A 17,899-nucleotide genomic window follows, 5' to 3' on the forward strand; every position below is an offset into this window, starting at 1 on the left:
GGGGACCATCCTCCAAGGCTAAATACTCGTAATCGACCGATAGTGAACCAGTACCGTGAGGGAAAGGCGAAAAGAACCCCGGAAGGGGAGTGAAATAGATCCTGAAACCGTGTGCATACAAACAGTAGGAGCGGACTTGTTCCGTGACTGCGTACCTTTTGTATAATGGGTCAGCGACTTACATTCAGTGGCAAGCTTAACCGTATAGGGAAGGCGTAGAGAAATCGAGTCCGAATAGGGCGTTCAGTCGCTGGGTGTAGACCCGAAACCAAGTGATCTACTCATGGCCAGGATGAAGGTGCGGTAACACGCACTGGAGGTCCGAACCCACTAATGTTTGAAAAATTAGGGGATGAGCTGTGGGTAGGGTGAAAGGCTAAACAAACTTGGAAATAGCTGGTTCTCTCCGAAAACTATTTAGGTAGTGCCTCAAGTATCACCATCGGGGGTAGAGCACTGTTATGGCTAGGGGGTCATTGCGACTTACCAACCCATTGCAAACTCCGAATACCGATGAGTGCGAGCTTGGGAGACAGACGCCGGGTGCTAACGTCCGACGTCAAGAGGGAAACAACCCAGACGCCAGCTAAGGTCCCAAAGATTGGCTAAGTGGCAAACGAAGTGGGAAGGCTAAAACAGTCAGGAGGTTGGCTTAGAAGCAGCCATCCTTTAAAGAAAGCGTAATAGCTCACTGATCGAGTCGTCCTGCGCGGAAGATGTAACGGGGCTAAGCCAGTCACCGAAGCTGCGGATATCAATTTATTGATATGGTAGGAGAGCGTTCTGTAAGCCTGCGAAGGTGTCTTGTAAAGGATGCTGGAGGTATCAGAAGTGCGAATGCTGACATGAGTAGCGATAATGGGGGTGAAAAGCCTCCACGCCGTAAGCCCAAGGTTTCCTGTTCAACGTTCATCGGAGCAGGGTGAGTCGGCCCCTAAGGCGAGGCAGAGATGCGTAGCTGATGGGAAGCAGGTTAATATTCCTGCACCGTCGTGTGATGCGATGGGGGGACGGATCGCGGAAGGTTGTCCGACTGTTGGAATAGTCGGTTTTTGGCTCAGAGAAGGCTGTTAGGCAAATCCGGCAGCGTAATTCAAGGGGTTGAGACGAGTGAATTTATTCACGAAGCAATCGGAAGTGGTTCCAAGAAAAGCCTCTAAGCTTCAGTCACACGAGACCGTACCGCAAACCGACACAGGTGGGCGAGATGAGTATTCTAAGGCGCTTGAGAGAACTCGGGAGAAGGAACTCGGCAAATTTGTACCGTAACTTCGGGATAAGGTACGCCCCGGTAGCTTGACTGGCTTGCGCCAGAAGGGTGAAAGGGCTGCAATAAAAAGGTGGCTGCGACTGTTTAATAAAAACACAGCACTATGCAAACACGAAAGTGGACGTATATGGTGTGACTCCTGCCCGGTGCTGGAAGATTAAATGATGGGGTGCAAGCTCTTGATTGAAGTCCCAGTAAACGGCGGCCGTAACTATAACGGTCCTAAGGTAGCGAAATTCCTTGTCGGGTAAGTTCCGACCTGCACGAATGGAGTAACGATGGCCACACTGTCTCCTCCCGAGACTCAGCGAAGTTGAAATGTTTGTGATGATGCAATCTACCCGCGGCTAGACGGAAAGACCCCATGAACCTTTACTGTAGCTTTGCATTGAATTTTGAACCAATCTGTGTAGGATAGGTGGGAGGCTTTGAAGCGTGAACGCTAGTTTGCGTGGAGCCAACCTTGAAATACCACCCTGGTTTGTTTGAGATTCTAACCTTGGTCCGTTATCCGGATCGGGGACAGTGCATGGTAGGCAGTTTGACTGGGGCGGTCTCCTCCCAAAGTGTAACGGAGGAGTTCGAAGGTACGCTAGGTACGGTCGGACATCGTGCTGGTAGTGCAATGGCATAAGCGTGCTTAACTGCGAGACTGACAAGTCGAGCAGGTACGAAAGTAGGACATAGTGATCCGGTGGTTCTGTATGGAAGGGCCATCGCTCAACGGATAAAAGGTACTCTGGGGATAACAGGCTGATTCCTCCCAAGAGTTCATATCGACGGGGGAGTTTGGCACCTCGATGTCGGCTCATCACATCCTGGGGCTGTAGCCGGTCCCAAGGGTATGGCTGTTCGCCATTTAAAGTGGTACGTGAGCTGGGTTTAAAACGTCGTGAGACAGTTTGGTCCCTATCTGCCGTGGGCGTTGGAAATTTGAAGGGGGCTGCTCCTAGTACGAGAGGACCGGAGTGGACGAACCTCTGGTGTACCGGTTGTCACGCCAGTGGCATTGCCGGGTAGCTAAGTTCGGAAGAGATAACCGCTGAAAGCATCTAAGCGGGAAACTTGCCTTGAGATGATATTTCCCGGGAACTAGATTCCCCTAAAGGGTCGTTCGAGACCAGGACGTTGATAGGCTGGGTGTGGAAGCGTAGTAATACGTTAAGCTAACCAGTACTAATTGCCCGTGCGGCTTGTCCCTATAACCTTAGCAGGTTATATATAAGCTAATGAGATATGTGTTTGCCTGAAAAGTGCAATCATACCCAGTGTTGGGGTAACGAAACCCTCGTTACCCCAACACATGAAACAAAACTTTACTTCTTCTAGATTGCGTTGTGTGTTGCCCGATTGGGAACATATGACACTACAGTTTATGCCTGATGACCATAGCGAGTTGGTACCACCCCTTCCCATCCCGAACAGGACCGTGAAACGACTTTGCGCCGATGATAGTGCTGCAACCAGTGTGAAAGTAGGTCATCGTCAGGCTTTTATTAGAAAACCCTCCCAGAGAAATCTGGGAGGGTTTTTGCTTTGGGCAATCGAAATCGAATCGAAATCGGATCGATAGTCCCGGTACCACCATTCTTCATATGTAAGCGTCGTTCAAAGGCCGTATTGACAGCCCCGCATTTCAGCGGCTATTGCTTTGGCGCAGATATGATCGCCAGCCTAGATGCCAGATTCCAAGGCAGGAAGTCATCAATTTGATTGACGGGATGATCGGCAATATGCGTCAGGACGTAGCGCAACCATGCTGCCGGATCGACGCCATTGAGTTTAGCCGTCCCAATGAGCGAGTAGATAGCGGCGGCACGTTCGCCGCCATTGTCGGAGCCTGCAAACAGATAATTACGTCGTCCAATGGCGATACCGCGCAATGCGCGTTCGGCGGCCGAATTATCGATCTCGATGCTGCCATCGTCGCAATAGCGGGTTAATGCTGGCCATAAATTGAGGGCGTACAGGATCGCCGCAGTAGTATCGGATTTGCGCGACAGCGTCAACAAACTTGCCCGCAGCCAGCTTTCCAACGCATCAATGAGCGGGCGCGACTGCGCCTGGCGCACTGCCTGTCTTACCTGTGGCGGTTTGCCACGTATGCTTGCTTCGATCTCATACAATGCGCCGATGCGGCGCAAGGCTTCAGTGGTGATTGGCGAGGCCCGTGCTGCATGCAAGTCGAAGAATTTGCGTCGCGCGTGCGCCCAGCACGCAGCCTCCTGTACACGACCGGTTGCATAAATCGCGTTGAATCCGGCATACGCATCGGCCTGCAGAACGCCGGCGAATTTCGCCAGATGGGTCTGAGGATGGATACCTTTGCGGTCCGGCGTGTAAGCGAACCAGACTGCCGGGGCATCGGTTGATCCCGATGGCCGGTCGTCGCGGACATACGTCCACAGTCTGGCTGTTTTGGTCTTGCCATTGCCGGGTGCCAGTACCGGGATCGGGGTGTCGTCGGCATGTAATTTGGTCGTTGCCATCACATGACGGCGTACCGCATCGACCAGCGGTCGCAGCAGGCTGCTGGCAGCACCGACCCAGTCTGCCAATAATCCCCGATCCAGTTCCACACCTTCCCGGGCATAGATGACCGATTGCCGGTAGAGCGGAAGATGATCAGCGAACTTGCTCACCAGAATATGGGCGAGTAATCCGGGCCCCGCCAGACCGCGTGCAATCGGACGGCTGGGTGCCGGCGCCTGGACGATGCAGTCGCAGCAGGTGCAAGCGAGTTTGGGACGCACATGCCGGATGACCCGAAAGCTGGCCGGGACGAATTCAAGTTGCTCGGCAACGTCACTGCCGAGATGACGCAAATCGCCACCGCAATCGGGGCAGGCGGCATGCTCTGGCGTATAGATCTTCTCGTCCCGGGGCAAATGGGGCGGTAGCGGTTTGCGTGGTATCTTCGGACGCACTGGCTTCGTTGCCGGGGCAGCGCTGGCAACGTCACTTTCTTCTGTCTGCAAATCTTCTAACCGTAATTCGAGTTGTTCAATTTGCCGGTCCAGCTTCTCGGATTTGCGGCCGAACTGCAGCCGTTTGAGTTTGGCGATGAAGAGCTTGAGGTGTTCGATTTCGATGCGATGTGAGGACAGTGCGTCCTGTAGCTGCGCCACCGTTTCCCCGTGCAACGCAATGACCGCATCACGATCGGTAATCATCGCTTTTAAAGCGCTGATATCGTCGGGAAGGTGGGGCGGCGTTGACATGCCCGTAGTTTACCGAATGACGTCGATGTTTACAAGCCTGACAGGGGCCGTTGCGTGCGCTCGGGACGTCGCCAATCGATCCCTTCCAGCAACATTGACAGTTGCGCTTGCGACAGACAAACCGCGCCTTCGCTTGCCTGCGGCCAGATGAAGCGGCCGCGTTCCAGCCGTTTGGCCAGCAGACACAGCCCGTCGCCGGTCCACCACAAGATCTTCAAAATATCGCCACGTCGGCCACGAAACACGAAGACGTGACCGCTAAACGGGTCATCGGCCAATGCCGTTTGCACCTTGGCTGCCAACCCATTAAAACCGCAACGCATATCGGTCACGCCTGCTGCGATCCAGATCCGCGTTCCTGCTGGCAAACCGATCATGCCAGCAACCGGGCCAGCACCATGGAAAGCATAGACGGATCCACCACGCCCTCGACTCGAAGTCGCGCCTTACCTATTTCCAGGACCATCACGCCGGTCGGTGTAACGGCCGTGGTGAAGACTGGCTTGGCAGGGGATGGTTGCCGAGGGTCGCCAAGAACTACTGGCAGCAATTTGACGGACTTGCCTGAGGCAATCTCATAGGCTCCTGCACGAAACAATTTACGCCAGGTAAATACCTGGTTCGCATTCACATCGTGGGCCCGCGCCACCCGCGACACCGAGGCCCCAGCCATCAAGGATTGTTCGACCACCATGCGTTTGAAATCAATCGAATGTTGCCGATAACCACTGCGCTTAGAGGGAGTAACCGACTCAATATTTGTGTCCATAATTTGAAGTTGTGGGCACAATCGATTTGTACCCTCCAACGCAATCATGCGGACATTTGAGGATTAGGTATAGACGGTTTTGAGCGCACGCTTACTAAGCGACCAGCGAAGTCACCTTGACAGCTACGACGTTTAATCATGTCAGCTATGAGATGGCTGGCCGATCAGGGTTCCAGCGGTGCGGCAAAAGGGAGGATATGTCGCTGGCTTTTTGGGTAGGCAAACGCGTGAGCACGTCTTTAAGATAAAGATACGGATCGTGACCATTGAGCTTGGCGGATTGAATCAAACTCATGATCGCTGCGGCGCGTTTCCCGGCACGCAGGGAGCCAACAAATAACCAGTTTCCTCTCCCAATTGCCACCGGTCTTATTTGGTTCTCGATCCAATTGTTATCGATGGGAAGGTGGCCATTGTCCAAGAAGCGAACGAGCGCATTCCAGCGTTTGAGATTGTAGTCCAGTGCCTTGGCAATCGCGGAACCCTCCAGTACCAGGTGGCGTTGATTCTGCATCCACGCGTGCAACATGTCGGCAATCGGTTTTGCGCGCGTCATACGAATTTGCCGCCGTTCTTCGGGCGTGAACGTGAGAGCCTCCCGCTCAATATCGTAGAGGGCCGTAAAGAATTTCAAGGCTTGCTCGGCAATCTGGCTTTTATTGGCAATATGCAGATCAAAGAATTTTCGGCGTGCGTGTGCCATGCAGCCAATTTCCAGAATGCCTTGCTGGAACCCTTTTTTGTAACCACCATAATCGTCGCAAATCAGACTGCCATTCCAGTCCCCGAGGAAATTTCTGGCGTGTTCTCCTGCCCGACTCTCGGCAAAGTCATAAACGACGACCCGCAGGGAAGAGAAACGTGTGCTTGCATATGCCCACAGATAGCCACGGTGGGTCTTCTTATTTCCCGGACTTAACATGGGCAGCGGTGTTTCATCGGCATGAAGAACTTCCTCGCGCAGCATTTCAGCGCGCAGCGCATCCACCAGTGGCTGCAAGCGCAATCCGCAAATACCTACCCAGGCACCCAGCGTCGAACGTGGCAACGATAAACCGGTGCGTCCGAAGATACTGACTTGACGGTATAAAGGGGTGTGGTCGGCATACTTGGCCACCAGCACCTGAGCCAGCAGCGCTGCAGTGGGAATACCCTTGTCAATCACTTGCGCCGGGACTGGTGCCTGAATCAATGTTTCACAGATCGCGCAAGCCCATTTGCCGCGAACATGGCGTTCGACGCTGAACACGCCTGGCGTAGAGTCGAGTTTCTCACTGATGTCTTCGCCAATGCGTTGCAGCTGGCAGCCACAGCGACAGGTCAAATTATCTGGCTCATGGCAAATGTCAATGCGCGGCAATTGCGGTGGAAGCGATGCACGTTTGGGCTGTTTGCGCTCCCTGCCGGAGGGCCCGTTCGCACTCAGCTCTTCCAGCTCTTCTTCAATGGCGGCAATATCAGCGTCGATGGTTTCATCGAGTAGGCTGGCCTGCGTGGTATCGCGTTGTTCGCTACTTTTACCGAACTGATAGCGCCGCAGGACCGAAATCTCATGCGTGAGTTGATCGATGCGCGTCTGGCGATAATGTAATTCGCGCTCCTTGTCGCTGAGGGTCGCCGTCAACGTCGCCACTAGCGTACGAAGCTGATCTCGGCTCAAGTCGTCAAGGAGGGTGGGCGATGTCATGGGATTGAGTGTGCCATACCTGTCCCTGACAAGGAACGACAACCGTTTACGTCACTGGCATTTTAATGTGCTGTATTACAACACTGAAATGGCGTGCCCCTCTGCCAGCGATCCCCATGGCAGACCAATCACCAGTGCGCGCAATTGCTCGGGATTCATAGGAGTGGCGACCGCAGTAACGCCATTTGTCCAGACAAACCGTCCCTTGTTTAATCGGCGTGCTGCCAGCCAGATACCGAATCCGTCATAGACCAGGACCTTCATGCGGGTTGAATTTTTATTCGCAAACAGATAGGCGTGATGCGGTTTGGCAGAGCCAAACACGTTGACCACACGTGCCAGGATGGTGTCGGTACCAGCGCGCATATCCAGTGCTTCCGTGGCCAACCAGATGGCATCGACCCGGATCAACGCAACCAACCTTGCAGCCAGGTAGCGCAGTCGCCCGCGGTGCACAAAGGCCAGCGAATCGTAATGGTCGCCGCACCACGACGTACTTCAATATGAATATCTTGCCCACCTGCTGGACTACCCAAAGCTCCCAATTGTAGCGGCACAAATTCCGCTGTCGGGATGCTCATGGATTTGCGCATCTCCGCAGATTCATCGAGCTCCTCCTTATCAGCGACCCACCTCCGGAGCATGTTGGCATTCAGACGGTAATGCAATGCCACCGCTGCGATGGAAACGTTCGGCTGCATCGCAGATCGTATCGCCTGCGCTTTAAATTCTTTGCTATGCCGACGCCGCCCAGTGGGTGAGACTACCTCAGAAAATACTTCGATCGCTTCCATAGTGTGCACGTGTCCATCTAAAATAGTAGTGGACACGATCGTCGCTTAGAAACCACTACCTCCTCAAGATGGCTTCGCTGGACGCTTACGGCGAACTGGTCTTTAGTTTAAGTTTTATTGGAAGAGGTACTTGGCTGGTTCAGGTTTTATTGGAGACGATATCTATAAGTGTTTGATATATATAGGAAAATTTTTATGCTCTCCAACTAGTTTTACCATTAGATGAATTCATCTGTGTTTTGTGCCGAGTCTGACAAAATTTACTCTATCTAGAGTTAGATTTTGAATCGTCTAAAGCCAAGTAAATTCGCTCCTGTACAGGTTTTATTTGTAAATTTCAAAGTCAAGATGCGCCTTGAGGTTCAAGTTTTATTGTACAAAAATCGTAGTTCAGGCTTTATTGTCGCAAATCAGGTTTAAATTTAAGGGAACAACTAGCCGAGCTACCGGTGTCAGCTGGGCTTCCGGGATAGGCCGTCTTGGATCAATTATAGGTTCAATGGCTGGTGGGCTGATGTTATCGCTGAGCTGGGGTTTGCCATTGATCTTTGTACTTGTCGCTATACCTGCAGTGATCGCTGGAATCAGTTTGTTAGTGATGGGGCGCCGACCAGCTACCGTTACGCTAATATAAAACCTGTCATTTAATGGCGATAAAACCGATGCAAAATAAAAAACGTCTTACAGCGCTTGGTTCTTTGATGCTAATGCTAAGTGTACTAAGCAGTATTTGTCTTGCACAAACGCCTACTTTGGATGCCGCACTTAATGAGCAGGTAGTGATGGTTCCGGTTGGCTCCGGCCTGTTCGGGGTCAAATTGGAAACCACCATTTTTAAACCCGCAGGAGATGGCCCTTTCCCGCTGCTGATCATGAATCACGGCAAGGCCTCGGGTAATCCACATTTTCAGCCACGTGCGCGGTTTTTGGTCATTAGTCGGGAATTTGTCAAACGCGGTTACGCGGTTGTGATCCCGATGCGTAAAGGATTTTCTCAATCGACCGGGCTGTATGTCGCAGGCGGCTGCAATATTGCTGGTAATGGCAATGCGCACAGGCTGATGATTTGCGGGGCTGGAATATGCACTTCAGCAGCCTTGGGCAGATAAAAGCAGGATTGTGATGGCTGGGCAGTCACACGGTGGATTGACTACCATGGCTTTTGGCACGCGCAATTTTCCGGGCGTGAAAGGGTTGATCAATTTTGCCGGAGGACTCCGTCTTGACGATTGTCAATGGAAGTCTGTGCTGGTGGATGCTTTTGCTGATTTTGGTGCCAAGACGAAAGTGCCGAGTATTTGGTTTTATGGTGCCAACGATAGTTACTTCAATCCAGAAGTAGCTGCAAAAATGTATACGGCCTATACCAATGCAGGCGGGCAGGCGAAGCTGGTTGCCTATGGTTCTTTTAAAAATGATTCTCATGGCATGAGCAGCAGTATTGACGGTTTGCCAATTTGGTGGCCGGAAACACAGGTCTTTTTGCAATCCATCGGCATGCCAACGGCGCTAGTGCAGGCAGCTCCCTCGGTTCCCTCACAATCTGTCGGTGCGCCATAATCATTGGCGCACTGGCAAGCGTCTTAAGATCGACGTAGGAATAGCGTAACAATTTTTTGCCAGTAGAAGTTCGCAATAACGATGCGTCATACGTGATTGCACCGGGCAGGATAATTATCTGAGATCGCGGGAGATGTCACAACGCAATAAAAAGTGGATGCCGCATTGGCTGCGGTGATAAATCGTGGTGCAATATTGCGTAAAATGAATGATGAACTGGCTTTCTGTAATGTAAAAGTGAATAATAAAGCTCCGGCATATATGCATGTTTGCGACGCCCTCTTAGATGCGGCGCAAGGCATCGTCTATCTGTTCATCCTGGCCTGTCCGAATGCTTCAGCATTCAAGGGTACATATTCTATTTTGCGATAAAATTATTTTTTTATCACTTTTTTGAAAGTGTCTTGATGTACGTCGGTGTCAGGTCCTAATGGCTGGCATGATTCTTACAATATTTTAAGAAAGGGCTGTGGTCGTTATCGATACAGCTGCCATCATGAAATTATCTGATTTTATTAACACCCACATCGAGCAAATCATCAAGCAGTGGGAGTCGATCGCGCGAACACTCGGTGCGCCGGCTAATCAAATTTCGACCATTGCGTTACGCGATCATATAAAGCAGATTTTGAAAGATGTTGCGTCGGATATTGTATCGACCCAAAGTCCACATCAACAAACCGAAAAACTAAAAGGTACACCTGAATCCAATGTCGAAGACGGCAGCGCTGCATGTACTCATGGCGTATTGCGTCAGCTCAGCGGCTTTTCGCTGGCACAGCTGACTGCTGAGTACCGCGCTTTGCGAGCGATTGTGCTGCGCCTGTGGTTGCCTCAAATCCAACAGGTTTCGGAAGAGACTACTTACGATATGGTGCGCTTCAACGAGGCGATAGATCAGGCTTTAACCGAATCGGTGACAACGTTTTCGGATCAGGAAACCCGTACCCGAGATACTTTTCTGGCGATTCTGGGACACGATTTGCGCAGCCCGCTGGCTACGATGGCCATGGCTGGCGACTCGCTGATAAGGCAAGGTGAGGCGACGGATGGTGTGCGGCGGATCGGCGCCCGGGTTGTCAGAAGCGCGGCTACTATGAACGCAATGGTGAATGATTTGCTGGAGTATGCAAGAACCCAGCTGGGCGGAAAAATGCCGATAGTCATGCGGCAAGTGGATGTTAAAGAAGTTTGTCAGACCGCGTTGGACGACGCCAGCGCCGCGCATCCCGAATGTGAATTTGTTCTAGAGGCATCTGGAGAGCTGGAAGATCAATTCGATAGCGATCGCTTGTTACAAGTCTTTTCCAACTTGATGAATAATGCGGCCCAATATTGCGCTGAAGGACATCCGGTGACGATTGTGGCACTGGGCGAGCCGGATGCGATTACCGTAAAGGTGAAAAATCTTGGGCCAGTTATTCCATCATCATCTTTACAGGTTATTTTTACACCATTGACGCAACTCTCTGTAGAGGGGCAAGTGCACACCCGGCCATCGACCAGTCTGGGCCTTGGTTTGTTCATCGCCCGTCAAATTACCGAAGCGCACGGTGGCACCATATCGGTGGTATCGGACGAGGTTTCCGGCACTGTATTCACGGTGCGATTGCCGAGGGTCAAGGCTAGCCAATAGCAGCGAAGTTCATCCGTCTTCTCGCTGGTTGGTTGTCAGGTCTGATCAATTTTGACCGCGACAACCCGATTGCGTCCTGCGTGCTTGGCCTGATATAGCGAAAGATCGGCGGCAGCGATCAGGGCTGCCGAGCTGCTGGTTGTCCATGCCTTCGCGGTGGCCGCGCCGATACTGACAGTCACAAACTTGTCCATCCCCTGCGTGCCGGATATCTGTAGTTGTTCTACGGAAGTGCGGATACGTTCGGCGACTACTTTGGCACCTTCTACGGAGACATCCGGCAGAATGACGGCGAACTCCTCGCCGCCATAGCGCGCCACCAGATCGCCGGGGCGCAGGGGTGCGGTGGCCATCGCTTTTGCGACGCGTTTAAGACATTCATCGCCCGCCTGGTGGCCGTAGTTGTCGTTATAGTCTTTAAAATGATCCACATCCACCATCAGCAATGTCAGCGTTGTGCCATCGCGGACTGCCCGATCCCATTCGGTTTGCAGTGCAGCATCGAAAGTGCGTCGATTTGCAATACCGGTCAATCCATCTTGTGTCGCCAGTTCTTGTAATGCGCGTTGGGCTTCCTTTTGCACGGTCATGTCACGCAATGTTTCGACCACTGCAATCAGGTTGCCGCCATCGTCATAGATCGGACCGGCATCGATAGCAAGATAGAGTCGGTTGCCAACCTGTGGCATCACGCACCAGTTTTCTGCATACAGGCCTTTGCTGGTTTCGGTGATATTTTTATGTTGCTTGTATTGCATATAAAGTTCGGAAACATCTTTGGCGCGTTCTCGCACGATCAGATCGGCAAGGCACGGTCGCGGGGCGCTGTAGAAGCCGCGCCAGTGGTCCGAAGTGCCGATGACCTCCGACGCCGGTATGCCAGTGAGGCGTTCGCAGGCAATATTCCAGACTACGACCTTGCATTGCGGATCTAGTACAAATGTCGGTAAAACCAAGTGCTGCATGAGGCGAATCGCAAAATTACGCTCTTTTTCAGTCTCCGCGGAAATGATCGGGTGGTGCTGATGAGATGTATTTTTTTTCATGAAGTCTCGTTGGTAGCTGTTAGGTTAGTTAGCCGGTACTGGCAGTATGCGCAGTTATTCAACAGATATGGACGAAAATTGCATTTCGACATCAACAATACCGCAAAGGAAATATATTGCAATTCGCAGCGCACCAAATAAGCGCGGTTGCGCCAGTTCTTTTCTGCGGTGCCGAAATGATTGATCAAAATATAGGGGATATATAAGCGAACGATCCGCCCAGCAAATACGCCGGAAGGATTTCACCCGTTTCGGCTATACTTTTAGCCCCCATTCGATTTATTGCCATCCCATTTCTCCCAGAAGGATTTTTCAACATGATCATTTTGATTACCGGTGCAACAGCAGGCTTTGGCGCGGAAATGACGCGTAAATTTGTAAAAAATGGCCATAAAGTGATTGCAACGGGCCGCCGTAAAGAGCGTCTTGATAGTCTGGTTGCCGAATTAGGCAACGCAGTATTGCCTGTTGTAATGGATGTGACCGACAAAAAGACGACTCAGGCGGCGTTGGACGCTTTGCCTGCCGAATGGCAAGAAATTGATGTGCTGGTGAATAATGCCGGTTTAGCATTGGGCACTGAAACTGCGCAGCAAGCATTGCTGGAAGATTGGGAGACCATGATTGCTACCAATTGCCAGGGTTTAGTTACCATCACCCGCCTGGTTTTGCCGGGCATGGTTGCGCGCGGACGCGGAACAGTGATCAATCTTGGTTCTGTCGCCGGTGTGCATCCTTATCCGGGTGGGAACGTCTATGGCGCGACTAAAGCCTTCGTTAAGCAATTTACGCTGAATTTACGCGCTGATTTGGTTGGCACCGGGGTCCGTGCAACTGATCTCGCGCCGGGTTTATGTGGTGGTACGGAGTTCTCAAACGTCCGCTATCGCGGCAATGACGATGCAGCGGCTAAAGTCTATGAGGGCACGCAACCGCTGACCGCAGAAGATATCGCTGATACGGCGTATTGGATTGCGACGTTGCCAGCGCATATTAATATCAATCGTATTGAAATGATGCCGACTTGTCAGGGGTTTGCTGGATTGGCGATTAAACGTAGCACTTAAATTATTTAGCGGGCCGGAGGCGAGACGACTAAACATCGTTGGCGCGCGACGGTTAGTTATTTTCTGGTGAAAAAATGCCCTGTTCTGAAAAGAATCGGGGCATTTTTTTATGTGGTTACTGCCAGTACAAACTAGTTGAATAATGCAAAAAAATGCAAACGTCAGTATCCAAACGCTGTGCCAATTAATGTTTCATTAACCCGTCAATGGTGTTGTTAGCCCACAGCCATGCTGCATCGAACAGGCGTGAAAAAATATTCGCTTGGGCGACATTCTCCAGCGCAACAATCGGTCGGGTGAGCATCACTGTATCGTCCACGGTCACCTTAATCTGACCAAGCTTATTGCCTTCTGCTATAGGGGCAAATAGTGGAACGTTCATTTCAATAACTTGCTTCACCTTCTTCGATTGTCCTTTTGGAACGGTCACATACAGGTCTTCCAGAAAGCCCGCTTTTACCTGCTTTTCTTTGCCTTTCCAAACCTTCGGTGTGGCAACGATATCGCGGGGTCCATACAATTTTATGGTGTCAAAGTTCTGATAGCCCCATTGCAATAGTCTTGCGCTTTCTTGTGCCCGACTATTGCCAGACTTGGCTCCCAGCACGACGGCAATCAGGCGTCTGTTGCCCGATCCGTTGGCGCGGTTGGCGCTGGCAATCAGGCTATAGCCTGATTCCGCCGTGTGTCCGGTTTTTATGCCATCCACTCCGGCGTCCGTGGACAATAATTGATTGCGATTGGGTTGTGTAATTTTGTTATAGGTAAATGATTTGACTGAATAGATTTTGTAGCACTCCGGATAATCTTCCACTACATGTGTGGCTAAAGTTGCCAGGTCGCGCGCGGTGGAATAGTTGTCAGGATTTGGCAGGCCGTGCGAATTGGCAAAGTGGGTATCCTTTAAACCGAAGATATTTGCCGTGCTGTTCATTTGCGCGACAAAGGTATCTTCCGTGCCAGAAATTGCCTCCGCCATAGCGACCGCAGCATCATTTCCAGATTGAACGATCAATCCGTATAGCAGATCTTGAATGCTGACTGGCGTGCCCGGCTCGATGAACATCTTGGACCCATCGCGGTCAACTTTCCATGCGCGGTTGGAGACATTCACCATTTGATTCAGTGCAATTTTTTTATCCTGAATGGCTGCACACGCCAGATAACCCGTCATTAATTTGACCAGCGAGGCTGGCTGTACCCGAACATCGGCATCCTGCGAGGCAAGCACATGATTACTATTTGTGTCGAGTAATAACCACGATTTTGCCGTCAATGTAGGAGTGGTCGGGGTTTGGGTGCAAGCCGCCGAGAGAGCAAAAAAATTCAGGATGAGGATCGCTGAAATTCTTTTCATTTATTCCTCCAAATTTGCTGATGTAAATGCTGCAGATCAGGTAACTGGCGCGCTGAATAAATCGTTGTTTATGACTAATATTGTAATAGCTTGGTATTTAGATAATGCACCAAAAGGGCGGTAGCGGCTAGCGCCATGATGGATTAAGTAGGACAGTTAATGGTTTTTATTCATGGCGCATAGCCAGAGGTCAGTCGTTTTCTGCTGCGTGTATCTAAAAGCACAGAGAATTGGCTTGGCGTTGCTAATCATTTGTAACAATTGCTGCAATGATGAATAAAAACCAACCTTGCCCATGATCTAACGATAACATTGAACCCTTTTCAATCGCTAACCCACGTAGAGACAAATATGGAAGAAGAATACGAAGTGCCTAGCCCGCACGAGCACGCAATCGAAGAAGCTGTGGAGAAGGAGCGCGATGGATTAGCGCAGAAAGTGGCGCTGATGACGGCGATTTTGGCGACCATCGGTGCGCTGGTCAGTTATCAAAGCGGCACGGCGCAAAATGAAGCGATGTTTTTAAAGAATCAAAGCATTTTGAAGCAGGCTGAGGCTAGCGATCAATGGGCTTTTTATCAGTCGAAGTCGACTAAAAGTCATCTCGACGAAGCTGTGGCTGCGTTGACCGAAAACACCGATTTGAAAGCGCGTTATCTGGCAGATCGCGATAAACAGGATAAGCAGAAGGCGGAAATAAAAACTGAAGCCGAGAAGCTTCAGGCCGAATCGCGCAAGCTTGGTGAGGAATCCGAGGCAAAACTGCGACCGCATGAGCGCCTGGCGCTGGGGATGACATTTATTCAGATCGCCGTAGCGTTAGCGGCAATTACAGTGCTGACAAGAAGGCGGTGGTTGATTTGGGGCTCGGTGATTTCGGCAGCGATTGGGATTATTTGTTCCGCGACAGCTTTTCTTTGAGGCAGGACTTGAAAGTCGACGCTGTACTTATAGCAATAAAGGACAGCAACACAGGGCAGCGGCAGAAGTATTTGCAGCTGAGTCGTTACCAACCGCAGCAGAAAGGGAAACATTGATGTTGCGGTGTTATTTTTATGGTCATGGCGCGGTCATATAGCGCATGTACCATCCTGTTTGTCGATTAGCGGACACTCTTGGTAAAACATCTTCCTCGTCGCGAGAGTTGATTTTACTGAGTGCTTTCGGCGTCACAGGTTTGCCGATAGCCTCGATCATCGGCACCAAATTCCACAAATTAATGAAGAGTGTAAGCGGGGCCACTGACAGGCTTCCCTGGAATGAATTCAGCCCGCGATGGACATCGGCGGGCTGTTGGGTGCTAGCTAGACTCTGAAGATTCTTTCGCTAGTATGAACAATTTCAAATTTTGTTTCTGATAATTGCGTCAGCGCCCGCCCGTCAGATAATTGATAACTTTTGGGACCTGGCAGTTCGTTAACTTCACCGTTAGCTGATGATGCGGTGATCGGACTTTGATACACGTGCACGTGATAGCAGTCGCCGGTTGCGCCTTTGGCATCGAATTTATAGACCAAATCCATAGGGAGTCTCCTTTTGGTTGCGGATTGAATATCCGTCATAACAATAGCAGATTTGAATAATTTTCTGGCGCATCTTTTATTAATGGCGCCTTTATTATTTGCGGATATTTCACGCTAATCAAACGCCGGGCTAATGCGTATGCGGCTTGCATTAAGCTTGCAATAGCTTCGACGCAAGCACTATTCGGCCGGATCTTGCGTATTGATTACGCCAGCCTCGTCAGGACGAAATTGATCGCCCAAAAACAAAAGCCCAGCTGCTGGCTGGGCTTGGTCTTGCTGCAACAAGCAGCAAACCGGGGAATTCCCGATTATGCTTTTTTTGAATACGCGCTACACCATCCGGTTGTTGCTACCATTTTTCCTGCAAAAAGTGGGCATCCACCCGTGGCATCGCCAGCTTTGCCTTGAAACAGCGCGCAATTGCCGCATTGCTGCGCCGCGGTATGGTTAGGATATTTGGTCTTGTCGATTTTGGTCGTATCGTGTTTGTAACCTAGCGCGACTGCTTGCGGATTTGCCTCATCTAATTTTGCTGCCTGCGCGCGTGCGCCGATTGCAACGCCCATTGCAGATGCTGCCGCGATCTGGGAGATACTCTTCAAAAATATTCTACGATTACTCATGTGTGCTCCGTTTTTGGGGTTATGGGGACGGTACCTCTACCGTGGACAGGGATCGTAGCACGGGCCTATCCTGCGCGTATTTTTTTGACTATCTTTATTACTTTTTGGTCCGTGGTTGCCTATCAGAGACGACATTTAATCGCCTTATGTTGCCGGTTCGCATCAATTGCACCTCAATTCGCCCTTCACGCCATAAATACGCGATTTCACAGAATAAACTGTGCGCTAAATTGCCACCGCACGTGTTGATTTGCTAAACTCCCGGCTTTATCGAGGAGCTCGCATGACCGATGTCACCAATGTCACGAATGTCACCAATGCCGTCCCCATTCCAGATATGCCAACGGATAGCTTTAACCCGGAATTCGTGGTTATTTGCCGCGATATCGGTTATGAAGTGGGGCTGTCGCTAAAGCCGGAACGTAAGGCGCAATTATTTACCGCTCTGGCCGATTTGAATGAGCTGGCGCTGGAGTTGCGTAGCAGTACCGACAATCCAAGCCTGAATGGGTTTCTGGATGGGGTAATCACCGCACTTGAAGGATGATGTAAGAATTTAGGGGAATTTAATACTTATGCAGCCAACGCAGCTAAAAAATACCGTTCAGTGCGGCGGATCTGGGTGGCAACGGTATTAAATATTTTACACGGCGACGGGAATGCAATTGTTTGCACTATAAGGCGGAGACAAGGGGAATGGGCGTTACAAAATTTCAAGGCAATGCGGCAGTCGATGTCGTATCTCGCCAGTATAAAAATAATGGTGAAATGAATTCGGGCGGGAAAAGTGCCGTATCGGATCAAGCCAATGCCGGTATTTTCGATGCCCAACGTATCGATACCGCGGGTATAGCCGATCCAGATCGCGAATGGGAACGCCGCAAGTGGATGTTGCAAATGGGGACGATAGTCTTGATGGGAATTAGCGGGCTCGGCCTGCATTTCTTCTTAAAGACGATTCCAAGAACATCTGTTGTCGAGGCAACTTCCTCTGCCGTATTTGACAAGGATTGTAAGCAAATCGATCAGTCATATTCCAGTGGTGCTGGTGTTGACACGACGAATGCGGCGACGCAGGCGTGTTTAGCGCAGCGTGCGCTGGAACAAAATCGGTCTTTTAACGAAAAATAACGACTACAGCGACGAATTACGGCCTTTCTTTGATGTCCAATTGTCTTAACTTTCCGTTTGCTTGCAGTGGCAAACGGTACAAATGCGACAGTTGATGCGCGGGGTAGGTAAAATACTTCCTTTATTTGCCCTTGAAACAGAGATTGCCGACCCCGCTTACGGGTCTTCTTTGCGCTGGTCGTCAACTGGATACGACAATTAAGGCTCATCAA

Annotated in this window: 18 protein-coding genes and 2 rRNA genes; 10 read left to right on the forward strand and 10 right to left on the reverse strand. The window is 50.9% G+C overall.

The features are described from left to right. Both C7W93_RS00005 and rrf read left to right on the forward strand, forming a co-directional pair. A 23S ribosomal RNA gene (locus C7W93_RS00005) occupies positions 1 to 2,471 on the forward strand; the annotation flags it as partial. Positions 2,472 to 2,648: 177 nt separating this feature from the next. After that, positions 2,649 to 2,761 (forward strand): 5S ribosomal RNA (gene rrf, locus C7W93_RS00010). Between the two features lie 152 nt (positions 2,762 to 2,913). Here the strand turns inward: rrf and C7W93_RS00015 are convergent. The 6 genes from C7W93_RS00015 to C7W93_RS00040 all read right to left on the reverse strand — a co-directional run bounded on the left by C7W93_RS00015 (position 2,914) and on the right by C7W93_RS00040 (position 7,777). Further along, positions 2,914 to 4,491 carry an IS66 family transposase gene (locus tag C7W93_RS00015; RefSeq protein WP_108438190.1) on the reverse strand — a complete coding sequence of 526 codons (1,578 nt, stop codon included), beginning with the start codon at positions 4,489 to 4,491 and terminating at the stop codon, positions 2,914 to 2,916. Positions 4,492 to 4,520: 29 nt separating this feature from the next. After that, complete coding sequence (tnpB, locus tag C7W93_RS00020; protein WP_108438191.1) at positions 4,521 to 4,868, reverse strand: IS66 family insertion sequence element accessory protein TnpB; 348 nt, start codon at positions 4,866 to 4,868, stop codon at positions 4,521 to 4,523. Next, entirely contained in the window at positions 4,865 to 5,260 is a 396-nt protein-coding gene (locus C7W93_RS00025) for a transposase (protein WP_161539841.1), read from the reverse strand. Before C7W93_RS00025 ends, tnpB (C7W93_RS00020) begins: the two co-directional genes overlap by 4 nt. Before the next feature lie 145 nt (positions 5,261 to 5,405). Next, complete coding sequence (locus C7W93_RS00030) at positions 5,406 to 6,947, reverse strand: IS66 family transposase (protein WP_108438193.1); 1,542 nt, start codon at positions 6,945 to 6,947, stop codon at positions 5,406 to 5,408. 75 nt (positions 6,948 to 7,022) lie between these two features. After that, a complete protein-coding gene (gene tnpB / locus C7W93_RS00035) occupies positions 7,023 to 7,367 on the reverse strand; it encodes an IS66 family insertion sequence element accessory protein TnpB (RefSeq protein ID WP_146177496.1) in 345 nt (114 codons plus the stop codon). Next, the gene (locus C7W93_RS00040; RefSeq protein ID WP_225869704.1) at positions 7,355 to 7,777 is read right to left on the reverse strand and encodes a transposase; all 423 of its coding nucleotides are present in this window, start codon (positions 7,775 to 7,777) and stop codon (positions 7,355 to 7,357) included. The genes tnpB (C7W93_RS00035) and C7W93_RS00040 overlap by 13 nt, the downstream gene beginning before the upstream one ends. 626 nt (positions 7,778 to 8,403) lie before the next feature. Here C7W93_RS00040 and C7W93_RS24865 point away from each other — a divergent pair. The 4 genes from C7W93_RS24865 to C7W93_RS00055 all read left to right on the forward strand — a co-directional run bounded on the left by C7W93_RS24865 (position 8,404) and on the right by C7W93_RS00055 (position 10,937). Next, entirely contained in the window at positions 8,404 to 8,850 is a 447-nt protein-coding gene (locus C7W93_RS24865; RefSeq protein WP_225869705.1) for a S9 family peptidase, read from the forward strand. A 46-nt stretch (positions 8,851 to 8,896) separates the two neighbouring features. After that, positions 8,897 to 9,301 carry a hypothetical protein gene (locus C7W93_RS24870; RefSeq protein WP_225869706.1) on the forward strand — a complete coding sequence of 135 codons (405 nt, stop codon included), beginning with the start codon at positions 8,897 to 8,899 and terminating at the stop codon, positions 9,299 to 9,301. A 153-nt stretch (positions 9,302 to 9,454) separates the two neighbouring features. After that, complete coding sequence (locus C7W93_RS00050; RefSeq protein ID WP_108438195.1) at positions 9,455 to 9,673, forward strand: hypothetical protein; 219 nt, start codon at positions 9,455 to 9,457, stop codon at positions 9,671 to 9,673. A gap of 124 nt (positions 9,674 to 9,797) precedes the next feature. Continuing rightward, entirely contained in the window at positions 9,798 to 10,937 is a 1,140-nt protein-coding gene (locus C7W93_RS00055; RefSeq protein WP_108440381.1) for a sensor histidine kinase, read from the forward strand. A 35-nt stretch (positions 10,938 to 10,972) separates the two neighbouring features. Here C7W93_RS00055 and C7W93_RS00060 read toward each other — a convergent pair whose 3' ends face one another. Then, a complete protein-coding gene (locus C7W93_RS00060) occupies positions 10,973 to 11,983 on the reverse strand; it encodes a diguanylate cyclase (protein WP_108438196.1) in 1,011 nt (336 codons plus the stop codon). 317 nt (positions 11,984 to 12,300) lie between these two features. On the opposite strand from C7W93_RS00060, the gene C7W93_RS00065 reads away from it, so the two are divergent. Then, on the forward strand, positions 12,301 to 13,050 hold the full coding sequence (locus tag C7W93_RS00065; RefSeq protein WP_108438197.1) for an SDR family NAD(P)-dependent oxidoreductase: 750 nt from the start codon (positions 12,301 to 12,303) through the stop codon (positions 13,048 to 13,050). 184 nt (positions 13,051 to 13,234) lie between these two features. On the opposite strand, the gene C7W93_RS00070 is transcribed toward C7W93_RS00065, so the two are convergent. Next, positions 13,235 to 14,407 carry a D-alanyl-D-alanine carboxypeptidase family protein gene (locus C7W93_RS00070; RefSeq protein ID WP_108438198.1) on the reverse strand — a complete coding sequence of 391 codons (1,173 nt, stop codon included), beginning with the start codon at positions 14,405 to 14,407 and terminating at the stop codon, positions 13,235 to 13,237. Between the two features lie 351 nt (positions 14,408 to 14,758). On the opposite strand from C7W93_RS00070, the gene C7W93_RS00075 reads away from it, so the two are divergent. After that, positions 14,759 to 15,328: a DUF4337 domain-containing protein gene (locus C7W93_RS00075; protein WP_108438199.1), complete on the forward strand. Its 570-nt coding sequence runs from the start codon at positions 14,759 to 14,761 to the stop codon at positions 15,326 to 15,328. A gap of 383 nt (positions 15,329 to 15,711) precedes the next feature. On the opposite strand, the gene C7W93_RS00080 is transcribed toward C7W93_RS00075, so the two are convergent. Beyond that, positions 15,712 to 15,930 (reverse strand): hypothetical protein, encoded by a 219-nt coding sequence (locus C7W93_RS00080; protein WP_108438200.1) that lies wholly within the window; start codon positions 15,928 to 15,930, stop codon positions 15,712 to 15,714. Between the two features lie 311 nt (positions 15,931 to 16,241). Further along, entirely contained in the window at positions 16,242 to 16,556 is a 315-nt protein-coding gene (locus C7W93_RS00085) for a high-potential iron-sulfur protein (RefSeq protein WP_108438201.1), read from the reverse strand. 283 nt (positions 16,557 to 16,839) lie between these two features. Here C7W93_RS00085 and C7W93_RS00090 point away from each other — a divergent pair, with 283 nt between their 5' ends. Continuing rightward, positions 16,840 to 17,103 (forward strand): hypothetical protein, encoded by a 264-nt coding sequence (locus C7W93_RS00090; RefSeq protein ID WP_108438202.1) that lies wholly within the window; start codon positions 16,840 to 16,842, stop codon positions 17,101 to 17,103. A gap of 149 nt (positions 17,104 to 17,252) precedes the next feature. Further along, a complete protein-coding gene (locus tag C7W93_RS00095; RefSeq protein WP_108438203.1) occupies positions 17,253 to 17,687 on the forward strand; it encodes a hypothetical protein in 435 nt (144 codons plus the stop codon). Positions 17,688 to 17,899: the final 212 nt, after the last annotated feature.

The organism is Glaciimonas sp. PCH181, assembly GCF_003056055.1.
Classification (GTDB): domain Bacteria; phylum Pseudomonadota; class Gammaproteobacteria; order Burkholderiales; family Burkholderiaceae_D; genus Glaciimonas.